This window comes from Polaromonas sp. P1_E12, assembly GCF_056405975.1.
Genome location: NZ_JBFUBB010000005.1, coordinates 180,582 through 200,395 on the forward strand (window position 1 = coordinate 180,582; position 19,814 = coordinate 200,395).

Consider the following 19,814-nt stretch of genomic DNA (forward strand, 5'->3'; position numbering starts at 1 on the left):
CTGCTTTTGAGTGTCAAAAAGTTGGCAAATCCGTTGTCATATCGTGATCGGGCTCTTCATCTAAGGGCCGCGCTCCAAATCCGTCATCTAGCACCAAGACGGATATCGTCATGTCATATTGGTCTGAGGAAATGAGCATTTCGCGTACTGGCATGTTTGAAAACCAGACTCCTGGGAGGTGATGAATGCCAATCCGGTAATCTGCCAAAGAGGAGGCGATTACTGGGTTAGATGCAAGTGAATTTGCAGGTAATTCCATACCGCGACGTAGGCTGCCGTAACAATAATTTTTGGCACTTGAACTAGCCCGCCACCAGTCCACCATGCCTTCACTGCCCTTCACTACCACCACGGGTGCATCTGTGAACTCAACCCATTTCAAAATGGCGGCAGTCATCGATACGCCATATCTGGTCGCGCAAACGGACAGCACATCCAACGTTATGTGTTGATTTTTGACTCGGGCGCGGAAATCATCTATTGGCATCAACAAATATGATGCAAATGTGTCTGCTTCTCGCTCAAGCGCCTTGGCGCTGGCGCCTAAGGTCGCATCCTGAGAGCATTGAAATGCTTGTTGGTTTTTGCGGTGAAGTACGTAGTGACCAAACTCATGAGCAATTGTGTAATTAGTGCGGCCTGGAAGATTGTCATGGCGCTGGTACAGCAGCGCCCAGACTTTCCTGGTCGGTAGCCAGAACAACCCCCCTTCGAAGCCATTCAGCTCTTGGCCCTCCAAATCGCCGATAGGATCGGCGGGCGCAGTCTGTTGCGACCAACTTAATGCAAGGGCGCCCGCATCTATTGGAAAAACATCACCTTGAACCGCGCGCCAGAGCGTAACTAGCTTTATAGCCTCGCGTTGCGGTGATGCCGGTGTGCTCAATCAGGATCCTTGCGATCCAGTACTTTCAATATTTCGTGCAGCTGCTGTTTGGTGGGATCGCTAAGTTGCTGATAGCGGCGGAAAAAAGCTTGGTCGGCGACATTGGCAGAGGGAGAAACCGCCTTGTCATCCAGCAGGAATTCTGGGGTGACGTTAAGCGCCCTTGCGACTGCATTAATACGATCCGCTGATGGGCGAACGGTTTCCTTGTTTTCCAACTCCCATACTGACGACTTGGATGCTCCGATCTCAGTTGCAAATTCGTCAAGGGTCATGCCCAGCGCTTTCCGCAGCGAACGGATCTTTTCACCTATGCTTGCCATGAAGTTCTGATTTCCGATAAAAAAAGTAGTTGACATCCGAATTCCGGACATTCATAATAAATTTTATGGATAGACCGAACAACCAGTCAACCCCTAAATCCCGCCTGAGCGGTTTGTTACGGGTCATGGCGTTCCTTCAAACCATTGCATTTACACATCAACTTTGAGGATCAATCATGACATCTGAGCAAGCGCAACAGGCTCCTGGACACAATAAAACCTTTGAAATCGTCGTAAACACTCGGAGAGTGGAGGTGACCGACAGTCGTCTCAGTTACGAACAAGTTTCCAAAATCGCATATCCAAGCGATCCGCAGGACGGCTCCATCATCTATTCGGTGAGCTATTCAAATGAACATGGTCACGACGGTCAGTTAGTCGCCGGACAAGATGTCAAAATTAAAGATGGGATGGTGTTCGTTGTCGTCAAATCTGGTCGCTCTTAATCCGGCGCTGCAGCGTTTCATAGAGGAAGGGTATTCCATCACCGTGAGGGATCAGCACTTGCTACTGCACGATATTCCCTACGTGTCATCGGACCTCTCGATCAAGCGCGGAACGTTGTCTTCTGTGTTTACTACAAATGCAGGAGTCGCAGACCCACCAAATACACATCAGGTGTGGTTCACTGGTGAGTTTCCTTGCTATGCGAATGGCGCGCCTATGGATCCGCTTGGGCTTGATCACTCAGTGACTGAACGATTTGCAGGCTTTAAGACAAACCACTATTTTTCCAATAAGCCTGATGGATTTGTGGGTTACGCAGATCACTATGTTCAGTTGATGCACTATGCCGATCTGATCGTTGCCCAAGCGCAACCCCTGCAGCCTGGCGTGAGCGCCCAGACCAAACAGGCCGCTGTCATCTACGACGCAGAATCTGTCTTTAGATACCCTGATAGCGCTTCTGCTCGAGGGCAATATCTCGCTACAAGTGACCGACTATCTGTGGGCGCCGTTGCAATCGTTGGATTGGGCGGTACTGGAGGTTATGTCCTAGACCAACTCGCGAAGACAGCTGTTAAGACAATACATTTGTACGATGGCGATCACTTCCTTGAGCACAATGCATTTCGAGCGCCAGGTGCAGCTCGCGCCGACGAACTGGCCTGCCGTATGCCCAAGGTCAACTATTTTCATCAACGCTACGATGCGATGCACAAGGGAATCATTCCGCACGCGCAATATGTCACTGAAGTAAATCTTGAAGAGTTAGAAGGATGTGATTTCATCTTTCTCTGCGTCGATAAAGGCCCGGTCCGTGCATTGATTGGGGAATTTTTGATAGCACGCAAGAAATCGTTCATTGATTGCGGCATGGATATTCAGTTGGCACTCGACGATCAAAAACTTTATGGTGCTTGTCGCGTAACGCTCCTTTCCGCAGGCAAAACAGAGCATTGGGGCAAGTGCGTACCTGTTCATGAAGATGGAGCGGAGGCAATTTATGACAAAAATATCCAGGTGGCGGATATGAATGCGATGAACGCGCTACTTGCGGTCATGAAATGGAAGCAGCACTGCGGCTTTTACGTTGATGATTTTCGAGCACATCAACTTCAATTCTCGGTTGGTGCACCGTCCCTTGTTCGAGGCGAAAATTCGGATGTTCGATTATGAAATTGACCTCTATTTGTCCGAACTTCGTGGAGTCCGCTCCAAATCCGTTAGAGCCAGGCATTCTTTATGTGAGCGAGAAATATGCAATTGCCCTGCATTTGTGTTGCTGTGGGTGCGGACAAGAAGTTGTGACGCCGCTTTCACCTGCGGAGTGGCAGTTGCGTAGGCGTGGTAGCGCGGTGAGCCTATATCCGTCAATTGGAAACTGGTCTTTTCCTTGCAAATCGCATTATTGGATTAAACAAAATGAAGTCATTTGGGCTGGGCTAATGTCGGACGCGCAAATTGCGCGTGTGCGCGAGCGCGATCACCGTGACAAAGAGCGTCAAATCCACCAGAAAAATGAGTTGAAGTTGGATAACAACCGACTGCAACGTGCATGGAAAGTGGTTCGAGCTTGGTTTGGGCGTTGAGCGATGTGTCATGTCAGTTCTGTGCTCCGTCACTGGCAGCGATTTGCCACTTAAGGGGGTTCTTGAAATCAAGGAGTAGATGGTTCGACGGCACTCCTGCCCCTCTCGAAAAGCCATCATAAAACTCGTCTCATTTCGAAGCCCCGAGATCTTAACCACCTAGTCTTTGCAGTCAGCAGCAACAGGATCGGGACTTGTTCAAACTGCACCTCATTTTTAAATTGATGCGGCGAAGCTCGTTCCTCTTGAAGCTGGCGGTTTGAGAAGCGCGGCGAAATATTGAGAACTGTCGCCAGGATTCCGCATTGTGCGAAGCTACTGCTGGATTCGCCAGCGCCTGCCGCGCCCTCCCACTAAGAACCGATCCCACCAGTACCGCAGCACCGTCAGCGGCAAAGCCAGATGACGTGACTCAAACTGGATCCCGGCCTGCGCGCACTGAACTGCAGCGACCCGAGAAACATCGACCCATAAGCATCTACATGCAGGTTGCATTTATTGGTGCCCTAGAACTGTGAAGGCACGCCAGGAAGACTTGGACACCTTGGCTAGCGATGTAACGCTGGATATTGCGCTCGGAGAGGTGAATTGCAGCTGGGTGAAAGGGGGGCGCTGTTATCGAGCAAATCAATGTAATTCCGACGCATCTGTGGACATCTCGCCGCATCAGAGATAAATTTCAGAAAAAAGTTATGCACAGGTTATCGACATTTGTTTTTGGTCAAAAATGCTGATGAATCTTGCATATTCACCTATTTCGCTCTGAATCGCATAGCTCGGACCTCCGCGATTTTGTGGATAACTTTGTGGATAACAAGTTTGCATCATCGTTATGCATGACGTTAAATACGGTTTTCCGTACTTTTAGGAGTTCCTATGTACGACAAACATGCAACGCATACAAGGCCATGACTGTAATTACTGAGCGCGACGACTTGCAGGAAATCGTCAAGGCAGGTGAGCGCATTTACGAACAGAAATTCAAAGCGTCTTACGAAGCGAAATTCCCGGACCAATACCTAGTGATTGATATTGATACCGAAGAAGCTGTTATCGGCGAATATGCTGAAGACGCGGTGATCACCGCTAGCAAACGCTTTGGATCTCATCGCCAGCATCTCATCCGGATCGGTTCTTCTAGCGCCGTGCAGCTAGGCTTTTTTGTCCCCAATGCCGGTCTGGGCTGGGCGCTTTAAAGGCAAATATCCTGTCATCAGTCTACTGGTGTCAGGAACTAAGGGACATCCTGAGCAATTTGATGCAGTGGTAGACACTGGTTTTAGCGGGTTCCTCATGATGTCGACGCAAGACGCCGACCCGCTTGGCTTTCAAGCTGGGCCTTCAACCACAGGAACAATGGCTGATGGGAGTCGTGTCGCGATGCCTACAGCTCTTGCTACGGTAGGATTTTCACAGCGGAGTCATCTTGGAGTTGTGACACTTGCACCGACAGCGGTAGTGGTTTTGGTGGGAATTGATTTTTTGCGAGCTTTCAAGCTTGCTTTGGTGATGACAAATGAGCAAATCTGGCTGATGGATGAGCCGGATTTTGAAAAAATTGCCTGGAATAGTGGCGCTAGGCAGCTAGACGCTGGGCCCGCGAAAACTTGAACGCGTTAATTGCGCCTCATTGGGGGCTGCGAAATAGAGTCATGAGTACTGACTTCGCCGGCGAGTTTATATAACTCTTATGTTTCGGAGGTTTGGCGAAAGCCAGTAGTCGATGTGCTGGTCCAATCCCGAAACCTCAGCTACTTGCTTGATCGGCTTCGTGGTCCGCAGCAACAACTCCTTCGCCTTTTCAAATCGCACTTCGTCCTTGAGTTGCCCACAGAAGTTGTGAGTGAACCCTGCGGGCAATTCTTCCCCTGTTCCACTCACTTGCCCGGCCGCATGTCCGGTGCCGGCGTGGTGGGAATGCCCTGGTCCAGCGCGGCCTGGTGCTGCGCTTGCAGGGCGCGCTGGAATGCCGGGCGTTGCTCCAGCTGCTGGTGGTAGCGGCGCACGGCATCGGGGAATTTTCCCGTCAGGCCAAGGTGGCTGGCCAGCATCAGGGCGTAGTGGACGGACACATCGGCTGCGGTGAAGCGGCCGGCACAAAGAAATTCCTGTTGCTGCAGGGCGGCGTCCATCGCTTTCAACCGGGCCAGAAACCAGCGGCTGTAGTCTTCGGCGACCTGGGGCTGTTTGCGCTCTTCAAGCTCGAAGTGGGTATAGCGCAGCACCAGGGTTTGCGGAAAGGTCAGCGTGGCTTCGCCCATGTGCAGCCAGTTCAGGTAAGCGCCATGGGCTGGGTCTGTCAGCGGGACATCCAGCTGCCCGGGGCCGTGCCGTGCCGCAAGGTATTGGCAGATCGCTGCAGATTCGGTCATGCGGGTGTCGCCGTCAACCAGCAGCGGCACGGTGCCCAAGGGGTTGTCTGCCAGGAATTCGCGGGCCAGCGCACGCGGCGGAAAAGGCAGCATGCGCAGCGTGTAGGGCAAGTCCAGCTCTTCGAGCATCCACAAGGGCCGGAACGAGCGGGCGCTGACGCAGTGGTGAAGGGTGATCATGCGCACAGTCTAGGGGGCAGCGCGTCACAAGTCCTGCCACAAATGGGGCAAATCAGGCCAGTGGCTGCTTGCCTTGCCGAAACTCCGCCGGTGACTGGCCGCTCCACTCCCGAAACGCCCGAATAAAACTCTTCTCGTTCCGAAATCCCGAAGCCTCGGCCACTTGCTTGATCGGTTTTGAGGTCCGCAGCAACAACTCCTTCGCTTTCTCAAACCGCACCTCGTCCTTGAGCTGCTGTAGCGAAGCGCCTTCCTCCTGAAGCTGCCGGTGTAATGAGCGCGCTGACATATTCAGCGCCGCCGCCAAAGCCTCTGCATTGTGCGAAGCCACCGCCGGGTTGGCCAGCGCCTGGCGTACCTGCTCTACCAGCAATCTGTCGCGCCGGTACTGCAACACTGTCAACGGCAAGGCGCGCTGCAGCATTTGCTGCAAGGCTTTTTCATCGCGGCGCAGCGGCAAGCCCAGGTAGCGCGCGTCAAACCGGATCTCGGCCTGCGCGGCATTGAACTGCAGCGGCCCGGGGAACATCAGCCCATAGGCCTCCACATGCGGCGGTGCGGCAAACGGAAAGCGTGCACCCTGCAGCGGAATGCGCGAATCCACATACCAGCAGGCCAGGCCGTGGATGTTGCGCAGCACGTGCACCAAAGCAAACTCACCGACTTTGCCAGGGGCTTTTTCTTCGACTGTGATGGCTGCGGTATCGCCGGATGTGGTGACGCGCAGGGTGATGTCGTCGGCAATCAGGGCGTGGTGGCGGCACCAGCGTTTGAGGGCGACGCCCAGGTTGGGTGAGCTGATGGAGGCGCGGGCCAGCATGCCGTAGCTGCCCCAGGGCAGTTTGCGGCTGAAGGCGCCCAGGCCTTCGTCGTCCAGCTCTTGCATGGCGGCGCCGGAGAGTTGCTCCATCTGGCGGGCGGTGATGTGGGCGTTGGCTTGTTTGAGTTGGGCTGGCGTGATCTGTGCCAGTTTCAGGGCTTCTGTCGGGCTTTGGTTGTAGCGTTTGTAGGCAGAAGTAATGCTTCTGGCAAAGGCCATGGGGGTGGCGGCTTTGGGCGGGTTGGTGGGCCTTGTGGCGGCTTTCGTGGGCACGGGGGTAATTTTCTACGCGAGTGGCAGGATTTGCAACCTCATTGGCTGTGTGAATGGGGCGGGTTTTCGCTAAGCTGGCTCTTTAGCGCTAATCTGGCGCTAAGGTAGGGCCCACGCGCCCGTAGGGCTGGCGCAGGCCAGCCCCGTTTCAGCGCCTTTCACCCGTATTTCAGGAATTGCCATGCCCGCTCTGGAGACAAAACTCAACGCCCGTTCTGCCGACTTTCAGGCCAATGCCGCCGCCATGCAGGCGCAGGTGGACGACCTGAACGCGCAAGTCGCCAAGGCCGCCCTGGGCGGCGGCGAGGCCACGCGGGCGCGGCATGTGTCGCGGGGCAAGCTGCTGCCGCGTGACCGCGTGCAGATGCTGCTGGACCCGGGCACGCCTTTCCTGGAGCTCGGCCCTCTGGCCGCCAAAGACATGTACCCTGACCGCGACGGCACCGACAGCGCGCCCTGCGCCGGCGTCATCACCGGCATCGGCCGTGTCAATGGGGTGGACTGCATGATCGTGTGCAACGACGCCACGGTCAAAGGCGGCACCTACTACCCGATGACGGTGAAAAAGCATTTGCGCGCGCAGGAAGTGGCGATGCAGAACAACCTCACCTGCATCTACCTGGTCGATTCGGGCGGTGCCAACCTGCCCAACCAGGACGACGTGTTTCCTGACCGCGACCACTTTGGCCGCATCTTTTTTAACCAGGCCAACATGAGCGCGCAGGGCATTGCGCAGATTGCCGTGGTCATGGGCAGCTGCACGGCCGGCGGCGCGTATGTGCCGGCCATGAGCGACGAGACCATCATCGTCAAGAACCAGGGCACCATCTTTCTGGGCGGCCCGCCGCTGGTGAAGGCGGCCATTGGTGAAATCGTTTCAGCTGAAGACCTGGGCGGCGGCGATGTGCACACGCGGCTTTCGGGTGTGGCAGACCACCTGGCACAAAACGACGCGCATGCACTGGCCCTGGCCCGCCAGGCCGTGGCCAGCCTCAACAAGACCAAGCGCTTCGACCAGGCCCTGCGCGCACCGGTGCCGCCGCTGTACAACCCGCAAGAGCTGCATGGCGTGATTCCGGTGGACCCGAAAAAGCCGTATGACGTGCGCGAGGTGATTGCCCGCATCGCCGACGGCAGCGAGTTTCATGAGTTCAAGGCGCGCTTTGGCCCCACGCTGGTCTGCGGCTTTGCGCACATTGAAGGCATGCCGGTCGGCATCATCGCCAACAACGGCATTCTGTTCAGTGAATCAGCCCAGAAGGGCGCGCACTTTATCGAGCTGTGCTGCCAGCGCAAGGTGCCGCTGGTGTTTCTGCAGAACATCACCGGCTTCATGATCGGCCGCAAATACGAAGCCGAAGGCATTGCCCGCCACGGCGCCAAGATGGTGACGGCCGTGGCCACGGCCCAGGTGCCCAAGTTCACCGTGATCATCGGCGGCAGCTACGGCGCCGGCAACTACGGCATGTGCGGCCGGGCGTATTCACCACGCTTTTTGTGGATGTGGCCGAACGCGCGCATCTGCGTGATGGGCGGCGAACAGGCCGCCGGCGTGCTGGCCACCGTGAAGCGCGACGCGATTGAAGCCAAGGGCGGCAGCTGGAGCGCCGAAGAAGAGGCCGCCTTCAAGCAGCCGGTGCTGGATCAGTTTGGCCAGCAGTCGCACCCGTATTACTCCACGGCGCGGGGTTGGGACGACGGCGTGATTGACCCGGCCGATACGCGGCGTGTGCTGGCGCTGGGCTTGTCGGCCACGCTGAACCAACCGATTCCGGATACGAAGTTTGGCGTGTTCCGCATGTAAGCCTGCGGAGCGAATAAAGACCATGAACAACACCTACGTCATTCTGAGCATACGGAAATCGTGTGGGAAAGAAATGGCCAAAAAGGTATTGACGTGAAACAGTATCGACTTTGGCCCTTCCTGTTATGTGCCGCAATGCTTGTCACCACCGGCACCGCGCAGGCTCGCTTGCGTGAAGACCAGTTCGACTTGCCGGTGAAGGTGGTCGACGCGTACGGCAAGACGATCGAGCACACCATCAAGGTGACCGTCTTCTCTGACGGCGTGAATCCCTGGCCGGCCCCGGTGCTGGTGCTCAACCACGGGCGTGCTGTCGAGCCGGAAGACCGGGTGAAAGTCGGGCGGGCACGGTTCAGCAACGCGTCGAAGTTTTTTGTCCAGCGCGGCTTTATCGTCGCCGTACCGACACGTATCGGCTACGGCGTGAGTGGTGGCGAGGACGTGGAATACAGCGGTGCCTGTAATCGCAAGAACTATCCACCGGGCTATGCGGCTGCGGCTGCGCAGACTCTGGCGGTGCTTGAGGCCGTGCGGCAACGGCCGGACGCTGCGAAGAACCGGGCTGTTGTGATGGGGCAATCGTACGGCGGAACTACGGCGGCTACCGTCGCTGCGCTCAACCCGCCGGGTGTGCAGGCCAGCATTAATTTCGCCGGAGGCGGGGGAGGCAACCCCAAAACCCACCCGCAACAACCCTGCCAGCCGCAAATGCTGGAACGCCTGTTTCGCGATTACGGGGCAACGGCGCGCATCCCCATGCTCTGGGTCTATACCGAAAACGACATGTACTCTGGCCCGAAGCTGCCAAGGGAGTGGTTCGACGCCTATGTGGCTGCGGGTGGCAAGGCCGAGATGACGCAATACCCTCCGCATGGCGAAGACGGGCACAGCCTGTTTTCCCGCTTTCCCGAGGTGTGGCAGCCGCGGGTTGCCGAGTTTCTTGACACCGTGGGCTTTAGCAAGCCAGCCGGAAAGGACAAATGAGATGAACCATCTGAACATCCAGATCGAGTCGCTGGTGGCGACCGTCACGCTGAACCGCCCCGACGTGCGCAATGCTTTCAACCAGGAGGTCATTGCCGAGATGACGCAGGCTTTTGTCGAGCTGGGCATGCACGACGAGGTGCGCTGCGTTGTGCTGGCGGCCAACGGCCCGGCATTTTGCGCAGGCGCCGACCTGAACTGGATGCGCAGCATGGCCGACTACACCCATGCGCAAAACCTGGAAGACGCGGGCCGCCTGGCCACCATGCTGCAGGCTGTTTATGAATGCCCCAAGCCGGTGATTGCCCGCATACAGGGCGACGTGTATGCCGGCGGCATGGGCCTGGTGGCGGCTTGCGACATGGCTGTGTCAGTGGACACGGCAGGCTATTGCCTCAGTGAGGTGAAACTGGGCCTGATCCCGGCCACCATCAGCCCGTATGTGATTCGCGCCATGGGCGCGCGGGCGGCGCATCGTTACTTCCTGACGGCTGAACGTTTTGATGCGGCGGAGGCCTTGCGCATTGGTTTTGTTCATGAAGTGGTGACGGCCGACGCGCTGGACGCCAGGGTGGCCGAGATGGTGAAGGCCCTTGTCAACGCCGGCCCGGAGGCCGTGAAGCTGTGCAAGCAACTGGTGCAGGACGTGGGCGGCCAGCCCATCACGCCGGAACTGGTGCAGAGGACGGTGGAAAGCATTGCCGATGTGCGTGTGAGCGCGGAAGGGCGTGAGGGCGTTCAATCCTTCCTGCAAAAGCGCAAACCGAACTGGATCACTTGATGCAAGCGTTGGACACCGCGCAACTGATTGCTCTCGCCGGTGCGCTGGGCTGGGCCAGCGGCGTGCGCCTGTACCTTGTCGTGCTGCTGACCGGGCTGGCCGGCTTTATGGGCTGGGTAGAGCTTCCGCAGGGCCTGCGCCTGCTGGCCAATCCGGTGGTGCTGGGCGTCAGCGGCTTCATGGTGTTCATTGAATTTTTTGCCGACAAGATTCCGGGCCTTGATTCGCTGTGGGATGTGGTGCACGGCGTGATTCGCATCCCAGCGGGTGCGGCGCTTGCGGCGGCGGTCTTTGGCGCCGACAACGGCCTGGGCGCGTTGGTAGCGGCGCTACTGGGCGGCACGCTGGCCGCCACCAGCTTTGCGGCGAAGGCCACCACGCGCGCAGCCATCAACACCTCGCCCGAGCCTTTCAGCAATATTGGCGCCTCGCTGGTCGAAGACTCGCTGGTGCCGGCCGGCCTGTGGCTGGCGATTGCCCATCCGCTGATCTTTGTGGTGGTGCTGGCTTTGGTGCTGGCGCTCAGCATCTGGTTGATCCGTATTTGCTGGCGGTTCCTGCGCCAGCTGTTTATTCGCGTGGCCCGCATCTTCAGCGGCAGGCCGGACCCCGGCACCGCTTCCGCTTTCACCTTGAAGTCTCCTTTCTCAAAGAACGACCATGTTTAAAAAAATTCTTATTGCCAACAGAGGCGAGATCGCTTGCCGCGTTGCAGCAACTGCGCGCCGCATGGCCATTCAATCTGTCGCGGTGTATTCCGATGCCGATGCGGGTGCGAAGCATGTTGGCTTTTGCGACGAGGCTGTGCACATCGGCGGTAGCGCACCCAAAGACAGCTATCTGCGCTGGGAACGCATCATTGAAGCGGCCAAAGCCACGGGCGCCGAGGCAATCCACCCGGGGTATGGTTTTCTGAGCGAGAACGAGGAATTTGCCCAGGCCTGTGCCGACGCAGGGCTGGTCTTTATCGGCCCACCGGCGTCGGCCATCAAGGCCATGGGCCTGAAGGCCGAGTCCAAACAGCTGATGGAAAAAGCCGGCGTACCGCTGGTGCCCGGCTACCACGGCAGCGATCAGGACCCGGCGCTGCTCAAACGCGAGGCTGACCGCATTGGCTACCCGGTGCTGATCAAGGCCAGCGCAGGCGGCGGCGGCAAGGGCATGCGCGCTGTCGACAAGACGGAAGACTTCGACGCCGCTTTGGCATCGTGCAAACGCGAGGCCATCAACAGCTTTGGTGATGACGCGGTGCTGGTGGAAAAATATGCCCAGCGCCCGCGCCACATCGAAATCCAGGTGTTCGGCGACACGCATGGCAATTACGTTTACCTGTTTGAGCGCGACTGCTCGGTGCAGCGCCGCCACCAGAAGGTGCTGGAAGAGGCGCCAGCGCCCGGCATGACGGAAGCCATGCGCAAGCAGATGGGTGAGGCCGCTGTGGCCGCTGCGCGTGCTGTGAATTACGTGGGCGCGGGCACGGTGGAGTTCATCGTCGAGCAGCGAGCCGACGGCAGCATGAATTTCTTCTTTATGGAAATGAACACGCGTCTGCAGGTCGAACACCCCGTGACCGAAGCGATTACCGGGCTGGACCTGGTCGAGTGGCAACTGCGCGTGGCCTCAGGCGAAAAGCTGCCGCTGGCGCAGGACCAGCTGCGCATCCACGGCCATGCCATCGAAGCGCGTATTTGCGCGGAGACGCCCGACAACAACTTTCTGCCTGCTACCGGCACGCTGCACGTCTACAAGAAGCCGGCGCACACGGCATTCGAGAGAGGACAGGTCCGGGTGGATGACGGCGTGCGTGAAGGCGATGCAATTTCGCCTTATTACGACTCCATGGTGGCCAAGCTTATTGTGCATGGCGCCACGCGCGAAGAAGCGCTGGCCCGGTTGGACGACGCGCTGGCGCAGACTCGCATCGTGGGTCTGAGCACCAATGTGCAGTTCTTGCGCTATGTGGTGCGCAGCCCTTCGTTTGCCAAGGCCAACCTCGACACCGCGCTGATCCAGCGCGAAGAAGCCGTGCTTTTCAAGCAGGAGCCGGTGGGCCTGGCCATGGCGGGTGCGGCGGCGGTGGCCAAAGCCCTGCTGGATGAGCGGGCCATGGAAGGCGCAGACCCTTTCAGCCGCCGCGACGGCTGGCGCTCGCATGGTGTGATGGAGCGCCGCTTTGAGTTTGAATTTCACGGCGAACCCGCCAAGGCAACGCTTGCCTACCTGCACGACGGTGCGCTGCGCCTGACGATTGGTGGGGCATCGGGCCCGCTGGTGTTTGCCGAAACCGCCCAGGGCATTGACGTGCAGTTTGCCGGCCAGCGCATGACGGCTGCCGTGTATGCCCAGGGCGAGCTGGACCATGTGTTCACCGCGAAAGGCGCGACGCAGATCCTGTCGATTGACCTGCTGGCCCATGCGGGCGAAGCGCAGGCCGAAGGCGGCCGCCTCACGGCGCCCATGCCGGGCAAGGTGGTGTCGTTTGCCGTCAAGGCCGGTGACAAGGTGAGCAAGGGCCAGCCACTGGCGGTGATGGAAGCCATGAAGATGGAGCACACCATTGCCGCGCCGGCCGATGGTGTAGTGCAGGAGTTGCTGTATGCGCCGGGCGACCAGGTGAGCGAGGGTTCGGAATTGTTGAAAATAGCCGTTTGATTTTTACTTTGCTTTGATTCAAACGGGATTTTCTTCATGCGCATCAGTTTTTGCTGTTCCGATATCAAACCCCAGCCTTGGGTAGACGGCCTGAAGGCCGAGTTTCCCGATGCACAGGTGGAGTTGTGGTCCGCCGGCGCGGCGCCGGCCGACTACGCGGTGGTCTGGGCGCCGCCCCAGCAGTTCTTTGACGAGCAGCCAAAGCTCAAAGGCATCTTCAACATTGGCGCCGGCGTTGATGCGCTGATGAAGCTGCGGCTACCGGCAGGTGTTCCGGTGGTGCGGCTGGACGATGCCGGCATGTCTGTGCAGATGGCCGAGTTTGTGTGCCATGCGGTCATTCGCCACTTTCGCGAGCTCGATGGTTACGAGGCTGATATTGCCGAAGGCAAATGGTCGTACCGCAAGCCGCGCCTGCGCACTGACTACCCCATTGGCGTGATGGGCCTGGGCGTGCTGGGCGAGCGCGTCGGCCGCGCGCTGGCCCAGTTTGACTTTCCGGTCAATGGCTGGAGCCGGTCGCCCAAGACGATTGAGGGCGTGCAGTGCTTTTCAGGCGATGCGGGTGGGCAGGGTTTTCAGGATTTCCTGGCGGCCAGCCGCATCCTGGTGTGCCTGCTGCCGCTGACGTCTGAAACGCGGGGCATCATGAACCTGGACACCCTGTCGCAGTTGCGGCCGGGCGGCTATGTCATCAACGTGGCGCGCGGCAGTCACCTGGTCGATGGCGACCTGATCACGCTGATCGACAACGGCCACCTGGCGGGCGCCACGCTGGATGTGTTTCACACCGAGCCGTTACCGGCAGACCACCCTTTCTGGAAACACCCGAAGGTCACGGTAACCCCGCACACCTCAGCCCGCACGCTGCGCGAGGAAAGCATTGTCCAGATTGCGGGCAAGGTGCGTGCCGTCGAACGCGGGGAGCGGGTTGCTGGTATTGTTGATCCACTGCGTGGCTATTGAAGTGACCGTTGAAGCGCAGGCCCCGGAGTTTCATTGATGCCATCGTCCACATCTCACCGCCTGCTCAGTGTTTTGGGCTGGTTGTTGCTGGTGCCTAGCGGGCTGACAGCCCTGGCAGCGCTCTGGTTGCTGGCCTCAAGCCTGGGGCTTGGCAGCGACACCCGAACGGTTGCCGGGCGGGTGGTGGGACATGAAGCTTCCCGCCTGAAGCTCAGCACGGGCCAGAAAAGCATTGTCGAATTTTCCGCGCACGATGGCCGTACCCTGCGTGTGGCTGATCCGCTGGTGCGCCAGGGCGGCGCCGTCCATAAAGTGGGTGAGGCCGTGAAGGTGCGTTATCCGGTGGCAGATCCGGTGCAGGCCCAGATTGTGGGGTCGGTGCTGGTGCAGGGCTTTATCGGTGGGGTTCTTTTGTTGTTCAGTGCGCTGGGTGTGCTGGCCGGTTGGCTGCTTTTGTGGTTGCGCCCGCGCGGTGCGGCGCCTGCGGCCGTCTGATACTTGAAATCGAATACGGAAAAACCATGTCCTTGCCCTCCAAAGTCAAAATTGTCGATGTCGGCCCGCGCGACGGCTTGCAAAATGAAAAAGCCCAGGTGCCTGCCGCCGTGAAGATCGAGCTGGTGCACCGCCTGCAGGATGCGGGCCTCACAGAGATTGAAGTCACAAGTTATGTGTCGCCCAAGTGGGTGCCGCAAATGGCCGACAACGCCGAGGTGATGGCCGGCATCAAGCGCAAGCCGGGTGTGCGCTATTCGGTGCTGACGCCCAACATGAAAGGCTTTGAAGCCGCAATTGCGCCGTCGCGCGAGCTGTGGCCCGACGAGATCGTGGTGTTCGGCGCGGCCAGCGAGGCTTTCAGCCAGAAGAACATCAACTGTTCGATTGCCGAAAGCATTGAGCGCTTTCGCCCCGTGGTCGAGGCCGCGCGTGAAAAAGGAATTTATGTGCGGGGCGCGATGTCCTGCACCGTGGGCTGCCCCTATGAAGGCGACATTGCGCCTGAACGTGTGGACATGCTCGCCGGCCTGATGAAGGGCATAGGCGTGCAGCATGTGGGGGTGGCCGACACGATTGGCGTGGGCACGCCGCTCAAGGTGCAGCGCGCCATGGAGGCGACGCTCAAGCATTTCGACATCGACGATGTCTCCGGGCATTTTCACGACACCTACGGCCAGGCGCTCAGCAACACGCTGGCCGCGCTGGAAATGGGCGTCTGGCAATTCGACACCTCCGTCGCAGGCTTGGGAGGCTGCCCGTTTGCCAAGGGCGCCACCGGCAACGTCGCCACAGAAGACGTGGTCTACATGCTGCATGGAATGGACATTGAAACGGGCATTGATCTGGATCAGTTGATTGATGCGGGAAAATTCATCAGCGATTTCCTGGGGCGAAAGCCCAATTCCCGCGCCGCTACGGCTTTGTTGAACAAGAGGCTGAATTGAAATGTGTGGATCCGAATTGAAGACGTTGCCTGAGGGCGTGCAGCGGGTTGCCGCTGTGCTGCTGGACAGCGGCCACCTGCATGCGCCTGTCATGCTCGACGATGCCGCGCGCACCGCGCAGCAGGCAGCCGATGCACTGGGTGTGCAGGTGGGCCAGATTGCCAAGAGCATTATTTTTCGCCGCAAGTCCGACGATGCCGCCGTGCTGGTGGTGACGTCCGGCGACCAGCGGGTCGATGAAAAAAAGGTCGAGGCCATGGTGTGTATCGATGGCAAGCGCCTGGCACGGGCCGATGCGGAGTTTGTGAAGGCGCGCACGGGGTTCTCCATAGGCGGTGTGTCGCCGCTGGCGCATGCCACGCCCTCCGTGACGCTGATTGACCGCTCGCTGTTCCGCTTTGAAACCGTGTGGGCGGCCGCGGGCCATCCGCATGCGGTGTTCCAGCTGTCGCCGCAGGAGCTTGAGCTGCTGACGGGCGCACCGGTGGCGGACTTTGCGGTGAATGTGGACGAAGACAAACTGGCGAGGAAGCACGCGATCGAACTGGTCTCTCTGCGCGCGGCCACACTCGACGATGAGCCGGACGTTCCGTCGCCCTGCATTTCCGTGTGCCGCATGAACGCGGCTTCGGGCCTGTGCGAAGGCTGCTTTCGCACGCGCGATGAAATTGCGCAGTGGAGTGGGGCCGACGACACCGCAAAGCGCCATATCTGGACATCCATAGGGCAGCGCATGGCTGCGATGCAGCCATGACCGGCGAGAACACAACGATGAAGCCGGCAGCCGGTGATGCACCCGCGATCAAGCACATCACATGCTACTTCGACGTCATTTCGCCCTATGCCTTTTTGGCTTTTGAGCGCCTTCCAGAAGCGCTGAAGGGTGTGAGCTACAGCGTGGCGTACACGCCGGTGCTGTTCGCGGGCATGCTCAAGCACTATGGCCAGCTGGGCCCTGCGGAGATTGCCCCCAAACGCGACTGGACCTACCGGCAGGTGTTGTGGCTGGCGCACAGCCTGGGTATCGCGATGAAGATGCCGGTCAGCCACCCCTTCAACCCATTGCCCTTGCTGCGCCTGGCTGTGGCCTGCGGCCCCGAGGGGCAGGGTGGCACGCCCAACCGCTATGCATGCGAAACCATCTTTCGCCATGTCTGGGGCGAAGGCGGTGAAGCCGGCGATGCGGCCCGTTACGAAGCGCTGCTCAAGCAGCTTGCGCCGGTACGCGATGTGCAGGACGAGGGCGTGAAGGCGCAGCTTAAAAGCAATACGGAAGCGGCGATTGCCAAGGGCGTTTTTGGCGTGCCGGCGTTTGAGGTGGACGGCAAAATTTTCTGGGGCCTGGATGCGTTGCCGATGCTGCGCGAGTACCTGCTCGGCAGCCCCTGGTTTGATGGTGATGGCTGGAATGCCGCGTGTAAGGTTGCGACGGGCATCAAACGCGGGACCTAAGAAGGTTTTAAGCGTTTTCCCTGAGGTGCTTCGCATGCTGAAAAGTTCTTCAAGGGTTTCCCCTTGACTTGTCAGCCAAGCATAAGTTTCGTGAAAGCTCCTGTTAGTTTCACGTCAGAGCTAGGTCAGGCACAACCAAAATAATGAAGGTAGCTTCCATACCGGAAGTCTCATTATTTTGGAGACAACATCATGGCAACAGCCGTCGACAACAGGCCGATGACAGCCGAGCAGAAGAAGGTGATTTTCGCCTCCTCGCTCGGCACCGTATTTGAGTGGTACGACTTCTATCTCTACGGTTCATTGGCAGCCATCATTGCCAAGCAGTTCTTCAGCGGACTGGATGCAGGCTCTGCCTTCATCTTTGCGCTGCTCGCTTTTGCAGCCGGCTTCATCGTGCGCCCCTTCGGCGCGCTGGTGTTCGGCCGCTTGGGCGACATGATCGGCCGCAAGTACACCTTCCTGGTCACCATCGTGATCATGGGCTTGTCGACCTTCATCGTCGGCCTCTTGCCCAACTACGCATCCATCGGTGTCGCCGCTCCGGTGATCCTGATTGCCCTGCGCATGCTGCAAGGCCTGGCGCTCGGCGGTGAATACGGCGGTGCAGCTGTCTATGTGGCCGAGCACTCGCCACAGGGCAAGCGCGGTGCCTATACCTCCTGGATCCAGACCACAGCCACGCTGGGCCTGTTCCTGAGTCTGCTGGTCATCCTGGGTGTGCGTACCGCCATGGGCGAAGTCGCATTCGCCGACTGGGGCTGGCGCATTCCGTTCATCGTCTCCATCCTGCTGCTGGCCGTGTCGGTCTACATCCGGTTGTCGATGAACGAATCTCCTGCCTTCCAGAAAATGAAGGCTGAGGGCAAGACCTCCAAGGCACCCTTGTCCGAGTCTTTCGGCCAGTGGAAAAACCTGAAGATCGTGATCCTGGCGCTGATCGGCCTGACCGCCGGCCAGGCTGTGGTGTGGTACTCCGGCCAGTTCTACGCGCTGTTCTTCCTGACGCAGGCGCTCAAGGTCGACGGCCCCACGGCCAACATCCTGGTGGCTTATTCGCTGATCCTGGGTACGCCTTTCTTCGTGATCTTCGGAACGCTGTCCGACAAGATCGGCCGCAAGCCCATCATCATGGCCGGCTGCCTGCTGGCTGTGGTCACCTACTTCCCCGTGTTCACTGCGCTGACCAAAGCCGCCAACCCTGACCTGGCCGCGGCACAAGCCAAGAACAAGGTGGTTGTGACCGCCGATCCGAAAGAGTGCTCGTTCCAGTTCAACCCGACCGGCACCGTCAAGTTCACCAGCTCTTGCGACATCGCCAAGCAGGTGCTGGCAGGCGCTTCGGTGAGCTATGACAACGTCGCAGCACCCGCCGGCACCGTGGCCACCATCAAGATCGGCGAAACCGCCATCCCCAGCTACAACGCCAAGGGCCTGAGCGCCGACGACGCCAAGAAGAAGGACGCCGAGTTCAAGAAAGCGGTCGCGGACGACCTGAAGGCTGCCGGCTACCCGAGCAAGGCTGATCCAGCCAAGGTCGACAAGGTCATGGTCACGGTCATCCTGTTCTATCTGGTGCTGCTGGTCACCATGGTGTACGGCCCGATCGCCGCCATGCTGGTGGAGCTGTTCCCGACGCGCATCCGCTACACCTCCATGAGCCTGCCGTACCACATCGGTAACGGCTGGTTCGGTGGCCTGCTGCCCACCACGGCTTTTGCCATCGTGGCGCAGACCGGCAATATGTACAACGGCCTCTGGTACCCGATCATCGTCGCCGCCATGACGCTGGTGGTTGGCACCTTGTTCATCAAGGAAACCAAGGACGTGGATATTTACGCCAACGACTGATGGGTATTTGCGCCGGTGCGGGCCAGGAGCCCGCACCGGCCTTTTCAGGCTGAAAAGCCTTGTGTTTTTTACGGGCCCTCGTCATCCATTTGCCGGGGGCTTTTTTTTGGGAGAAAGAAAGATGTGGAAAATTGTTGTGGGTTTTATCGTGATTGCCGGGCTGGCATTATTTCTGTTGAACAAGGGCGGCAATATTGATCTGAGTGGTGAAAAACATGGTGCTTCGCGGCTGGATGTACCTGTTGTTGCGGCTGCTTTTGGGGTTGATGCGGGCGGTTGAGTGAAGGGATCAGGCTGGCAGCGCGTGGCGCATTCGCAGGCAGGACAGTGCCGCGACATGCCCGAAATAGGTGCGGCGCAGGTAAAAATGAGGTAAATTGAATTAACAGAGACAAAACAAGCCATTACAGCGTCTCTGAATATCAAGCACCGCATGGTGGCGCCCTCGCGCATTTACTGGAGACCAGCCGATGATTTACACCAAGACGGAAGCCGGCCAGACCGCCGTACAGAACCGAACCGTCGCATTGACCCCCCGGCAGCGCTCTGCCTTTATCATGTTTGACGGCAAACGCAGCATGGCCGATGTGGTCAAGGCCACCTCAGGATTCGGCGTAACCGCAGAAGACATCAACCACCTGATTTCGCTGGGCCTGCTGGCGCCGCTGGCAGTGCAGCCGCCTGCCGAGCCAGCCCCTGAGGTGTCGGCGCACAACGCCGACGGCAGTCCCACCCTGAATGCACAAGAGCATTATTCAAGGGCCTATCCCATCGCCACACGGTTGACGGCCGCCTTGGGCCTTCGGGGTTTCAGGTTGAACCTGGCGGTGGAAGCCGCAGGCGATATCGACAAGCTCAAGGAACTGGCACCCAAGATCAAGGACGCTGTAGGCCCCGAGAAGTTCAAGGAACTTGAGCAGGCTCTGTACGGCTGAGCAAACCCGTACGGCTTGGCGCCGCAGGTGTGCGAATTCGCAAGCAGGGGCCGCGATCCG

Annotated in this window: 22 protein-coding genes and 1 pseudogene; 19 read left to right on the forward strand and 4 right to left on the reverse strand. The window is 58.8% G+C overall.

The window, feature by feature from the left end; translation table 11 throughout:
* Positions 1-13 precede the first annotated feature (13 nt).
* Positions 14-886, reverse strand: a complete 873-nt coding sequence (locus AC1D13_RS15525) for an ImmA/IrrE family metallo-endopeptidase (protein WP_477689845.1) — start codon at positions 884-886, stop codon at positions 14-16.
* Positions 883-1,245, reverse strand: coding sequence for a helix-turn-helix domain-containing protein (locus tag AC1D13_RS15530; protein ID WP_477689846.1), 363 nt, complete (start codon positions 1,243-1,245; stop codon positions 883-885). The genes AC1D13_RS15525 and AC1D13_RS15530 overlap by 4 nt, the downstream gene beginning before the upstream one ends.
* Before the next feature lie 140 nt (positions 1,246-1,385).
* Here AC1D13_RS15530 and AC1D13_RS15535 point away from each other — a divergent pair, with 140 nt between their 5' ends.
* From AC1D13_RS15535 to AC1D13_RS15555, 5 genes are all read left to right on the forward strand, one after another.
* Positions 1,386-1,655 (forward strand): multiubiquitin domain-containing protein, encoded by a 270-nt coding sequence (locus AC1D13_RS15535; protein WP_477689847.1) that lies wholly within the window; start codon positions 1,386-1,388, stop codon positions 1,653-1,655.
* The gene (locus AC1D13_RS15540; RefSeq protein ID WP_477689848.1) at positions 1,600-2,829 is read left to right on the forward strand and encodes a ThiF family adenylyltransferase; all 1,230 of its coding nucleotides are present in this window, start codon (positions 1,600-1,602) and stop codon (positions 2,827-2,829) included. The genes AC1D13_RS15535 and AC1D13_RS15540 overlap by 56 nt, the downstream gene beginning before the upstream one ends.
* Positions 2,826-3,242: a ubiquitination-like system serine protease family protein gene (locus tag AC1D13_RS15545; protein WP_477689849.1), complete on the forward strand. Its 417-nt coding sequence runs from the start codon at positions 2,826-2,828 to the stop codon at positions 3,240-3,242. Before AC1D13_RS15540 ends, AC1D13_RS15545 begins: the two co-directional genes overlap by 4 nt.
* Before the next feature lie 908 nt (positions 3,243-4,150).
* Positions 4,151-4,438, forward strand: coding sequence for a hypothetical protein (locus AC1D13_RS15550; protein WP_477689850.1), 288 nt, complete (start codon positions 4,151-4,153; stop codon positions 4,436-4,438).
* 97 nt (positions 4,439-4,535) lie between these two features.
* The gene (locus AC1D13_RS15555; RefSeq protein WP_477689851.1) at positions 4,536-4,853 is read left to right on the forward strand and encodes a hypothetical protein; all 318 of its coding nucleotides are present in this window, start codon (positions 4,536-4,538) and stop codon (positions 4,851-4,853) included.
* Positions 4,854-5,119: 266 nt separating this feature from the next.
* On the opposite strand, the gene AC1D13_RS15560 is transcribed toward AC1D13_RS15555, so the two are convergent.
* Entirely contained in the window at positions 5,120-5,794 is a 675-nt protein-coding gene (locus AC1D13_RS15560; RefSeq protein WP_477689852.1) for a glutathione S-transferase family protein, read from the reverse strand.
* Between the two features lie 52 nt (positions 5,795-5,846).
* Complete coding sequence (locus AC1D13_RS15565; RefSeq protein ID WP_477689942.1) at positions 5,847-6,833, reverse strand: AraC family transcriptional regulator; 987 nt, start codon at positions 6,831-6,833, stop codon at positions 5,847-5,849.
* A gap of 235 nt (positions 6,834-7,068) precedes the next feature.
* Between AC1D13_RS15565 and AC1D13_RS15570 the strand changes: the two genes are divergently transcribed.
* The 14 genes and pseudogenes from AC1D13_RS15570 to AC1D13_RS15635 all read left to right on the forward strand — a co-directional run bounded on the left by AC1D13_RS15570 (position 7,069) and on the right by AC1D13_RS15635 (position 19,754).
* Positions 7,069-8,691, forward strand: a complete 1,623-nt coding sequence (locus AC1D13_RS15570; protein WP_477689853.1) for a carboxyl transferase domain-containing protein — start codon at positions 7,069-7,071, stop codon at positions 8,689-8,691.
* A gap of 135 nt (positions 8,692-8,826) precedes the next feature.
* A complete protein-coding gene (locus AC1D13_RS15575) occupies positions 8,827-9,675 on the forward strand; it encodes an alpha/beta hydrolase family protein (protein ID WP_477666803.1) in 849 nt (282 codons plus the stop codon).
* A 1-nt stretch (position 9,676) separates the two neighbouring features.
* Positions 9,677-10,456 (forward strand): enoyl-CoA hydratase/isomerase family protein, encoded by a 780-nt coding sequence (locus tag AC1D13_RS15580; RefSeq protein ID WP_477689854.1) that lies wholly within the window; start codon positions 9,677-9,679, stop codon positions 10,454-10,456.
* Positions 10,456-11,124 carry a DUF4126 domain-containing protein gene (locus AC1D13_RS15585; RefSeq protein WP_477689855.1) on the forward strand — a complete coding sequence of 223 codons (669 nt, stop codon included), beginning with the start codon at positions 10,456-10,458 and terminating at the stop codon, positions 11,122-11,124. Before AC1D13_RS15580 ends, AC1D13_RS15585 begins: the two co-directional genes overlap by 1 nt.
* Entirely contained in the window at positions 11,117-13,108 is a 1,992-nt protein-coding gene (locus tag AC1D13_RS15590; protein ID WP_477689856.1) for an acetyl/propionyl/methylcrotonyl-CoA carboxylase subunit alpha, read from the forward strand. The genes AC1D13_RS15585 and AC1D13_RS15590 overlap by 8 nt, the downstream gene beginning before the upstream one ends.
* Positions 13,109-13,144: 36 nt before the next feature.
* On the forward strand, positions 13,145-14,074 hold the full coding sequence (locus tag AC1D13_RS15595; RefSeq protein WP_477689857.1) for a 2-hydroxyacid dehydrogenase: 930 nt from the start codon (positions 13,145-13,147) through the stop codon (positions 14,072-14,074).
* A gap of 36 nt (positions 14,075-14,110) precedes the next feature.
* Positions 14,111-14,569, forward strand: a complete 459-nt coding sequence (locus tag AC1D13_RS15600) for a DUF3592 domain-containing protein (RefSeq protein ID WP_477689858.1) — start codon at positions 14,111-14,113, stop codon at positions 14,567-14,569.
* A gap of 26 nt (positions 14,570-14,595) precedes the next feature.
* Positions 14,596-15,516 carry a hydroxymethylglutaryl-CoA lyase gene (locus AC1D13_RS15605; protein ID WP_477689859.1) on the forward strand — a complete coding sequence of 307 codons (921 nt, stop codon included), beginning with the start codon at positions 14,596-14,598 and terminating at the stop codon, positions 15,514-15,516.
* Position 15,517: 1 nt separating this feature from the next.
* Positions 15,518-16,009, forward strand: a pseudogene (locus tag AC1D13_RS15610) (YbaK/EbsC family protein); the annotation flags it as partial.
* Between the two features lie 12 nt (positions 16,010-16,021).
* Positions 16,022-16,270, forward strand: a complete 249-nt coding sequence (locus AC1D13_RS15615) for a DUF1289 domain-containing protein (protein WP_477689943.1) — start codon at positions 16,022-16,024, stop codon at positions 16,268-16,270.
* A gap of 47 nt (positions 16,271-16,317) precedes the next feature.
* Positions 16,318-16,968, forward strand: a complete 651-nt coding sequence (locus AC1D13_RS15620; RefSeq protein ID WP_477689944.1) for a 2-hydroxychromene-2-carboxylate isomerase — start codon at positions 16,318-16,320, stop codon at positions 16,966-16,968.
* 192 nt (positions 16,969-17,160) lie between these two features.
* Complete coding sequence (locus AC1D13_RS15625) at positions 17,161-18,819, forward strand: MFS transporter (RefSeq protein ID WP_457282873.1); 1,659 nt, start codon at positions 17,161-17,163, stop codon at positions 18,817-18,819.
* A 121-nt stretch (positions 18,820-18,940) separates the two neighbouring features.
* A complete protein-coding gene (locus AC1D13_RS15630) occupies positions 18,941-19,099 on the forward strand; it encodes a hypothetical protein (RefSeq protein ID WP_477689860.1) in 159 nt (52 codons plus the stop codon).
* Between the two features lie 190 nt (positions 19,100-19,289).
* Positions 19,290-19,754: a hypothetical protein gene (locus AC1D13_RS15635; RefSeq protein WP_477666795.1), complete on the forward strand. Its 465-nt coding sequence runs from the start codon at positions 19,290-19,292 to the stop codon at positions 19,752-19,754.
* Positions 19,755-19,814 lie beyond the last annotated feature (60 nt).